Origin of the sequence: Okeania hirsuta (assembly GCF_003838195.1) — a bacterium.
Lineage (GTDB): Bacteria > Cyanobacteriota > Cyanobacteriia > Cyanobacteriales > Microcoleaceae > Okeania > Okeania hirsuta.
On record NZ_RCBY01000498.1, the window covers coordinates 1 to 2,414 of the forward strand.

Sequence of the window (2,414 nt, forward strand, 5' to 3'; positions counted from 1 at the left end):
ATCCCCATGTAATTTTCCTCCTGTCTCCTGTCTCCTGTCTCCTGTCTCCTTCTTCAAGGGTTTAATACCCCACCGTCTACAATTGGTTGGGGATAGTCAACGACCTGCCACTTCCTGTCTACAAACCCCATCCACTTTTTTCTTATTCCTTCTTCAAAATTATTTTTCAACACAGCCGATAGCTTGATTTTATAACTGATAATTAATACCTATAGCCAATAGTAAACTTGCTAAAACACTACCTAAAAAACCTATTCCCAAATTAGTCATATTTGACTGACTAGCTGATGCCATTGCTGTGTTTAAATCTGGTGAAGTTAAACGCTCATAATTTTTCACAGCTACAATTGTTTCTGGTAAAGATGATATTAAACTTCCCAAAAAATAATGCAATCCTGCAAAAATTGAATCACCAAACAATTTAGTCAGTAAATCATCATAAATTTCAGTCCAAGCTATAAATAATGTATTTAAAATATAACATAATAATATCAATAAAGCCGTGCCTACAATAAACTTCCACCAACTTGCTTCATAATCATCTGCATTAATATCTTCAAATAATTCAGGTCTTTTTTGCTTAAACTGTTTTTCATAAAGAAAAAAGACAAATATACCTGCTAAACAAGTTATACCACCAACAATTACCCAAGGTAAAGTTCGGGAATCTATGACTTCTGGCAAAGGTGCAAATTCCGATTCACCAGTAATAAACCAATAAGCTGTAGTAGCAAAGGCAAACATTGATAATGACATGGAAAAATGCCATAAAAATAGCATTTTTTCTTTATTAAGAATTTCGATAAAATTTTTGATATTAGATATTTTTCCTAAAAATACCCATTTACCTATAACAATTATTGGTGCCACAATAAACATTAGATAAATATTGGCAAAATTTGAACCTAGAGGAGTTGCTATACCTCCTAACCTACCGAGACTCAATGATAGCAACATCAAAAATAATTCAGGATTATTTGTACTAGAATTGATTACTATTGTGCGTTGATTTTTACCTAAATATTTTTCAGCTAAACCTGCTGCAGAATTTACCATAGTATCTGTAGCAATAGGGATAAACCAAAAGCAAAAAATTATTGCTGCCAAGGCACTAATTGCCAAAAAAGTGATTTCATTAGTAGAGCGGTGTAATTGTATAATCCAAGTATCCATAGCTTCAGATAAGATTCAATATATAGCAGTCCTCGACAGGGTTGTGTAGAAAATCTTTTGGAATTAGAAAGTAGGTAACAGTAGTAATAGTTTCAGACTTTATTATCTGTATTTTAGTTTTTTTGCTATGTACTCGCACTACCTACACAAAATTCAATAGGAAATTAGCTACAATAAATAAAGACTATCCTGCTGTCATAGTCTTTACTCATTGTAGCTATTCTCAATCAAAATTCCATTCGATTTGTTTTTAATTGTCAACAATAGATAAATTCAATATTTTTTACAGAGATTCAATTGTGCTTATTTTAACAATAGCATATTGAATGAAAATGTTCACTTATTACTTTTTCAATTTTCACTATTAAAATCTCACCAATTTTGGGATTATTTTTACAGAATATATAGTTTCCTAATTAATTGTGATAGTTTTATGTGTTCTGGTTATTGATTTTTTATAATTATCTAATCATTAAGGTTTAAAGCCTCTTATTATTTGAATAAATAAATCAAAAAAAATATTCACCAATCTTTTTTTATACAGATAATTATTAATTATTGAATACCTAAAATCTAATATTTAATCCAAACTAGCTACTCAAATCATGCTTCCATAGTACCGTCCACTGTCTATATTTTTTAATACTAACCAAAATTGTAAATCTTGGTAATACTATAGTCTTATGGACGGCTTAAAATAGAATTATGTAGATATTTAATTAGTCAAAATTCATCTACCTATTAGGCAATCTTGGTACAGTTATTCCTTCTACTCGTTGGCGGAATTCTTCAACACCTGGATTAAAATCTATTGGTAAAACAGCCACAATATTATCATGAGGACGAGGAATAATTACCCAAGATTCCAAAGTAGCACCATAAGCTTTTTCAACAGCAGCAATTCCTGCATCCATAGCAGTTTTTACTTCCGAAACATCACCTCGAATTTGAACAGTAAACCGAGCACTACCAACCCTAATATAACCCACTAAAGTGACTCGACCTGCTTTTACCATTGCATCTGAGGCAGCTAAAATACCAGGAAAACCCTTAGTTTCCAGTGCTCCAACAGCTTGTTGTGCCATTATATTTCTCCTAAATTTAAGTTAAGAATTAATCTCTGCAATTAATTGTAAAAATTTTAGATGTCTATCATAACTAAACTATATATTCAGCCAAATTATCAATAATATTAATTTGAGCTATCAATAAGTTTAGGACAATATTCATCTAAATTGTTC

2 protein-coding genes are annotated in these 2,414 nt (G+C 30.8%); both read right to left on the bottom strand.

Going from position 1 to position 2,414, the window contains the following annotated elements:
* Positions 1–189: 189 nt before the first annotated feature.
* Positions 190–1,173 (bottom strand): hypothetical protein, encoded by a 984-nt coding sequence (locus D5R40_RS32215; RefSeq protein ID WP_124143538.1) that lies wholly within the window; start codon positions 1,171–1,173, stop codon positions 190–192.
* A 734-nt stretch (positions 1,174–1,907) separates the two neighbouring features.
* On the bottom strand, positions 1,908–2,258 hold the full coding sequence (locus tag D5R40_RS32220) for a carbon dioxide-concentrating mechanism protein CcmK (RefSeq protein ID WP_124143537.1): 351 nt from the start codon (positions 2,256–2,258) through the stop codon (positions 1,908–1,910).
* Between the last annotated feature and the right edge of the window lie 156 nt (positions 2,259–2,414).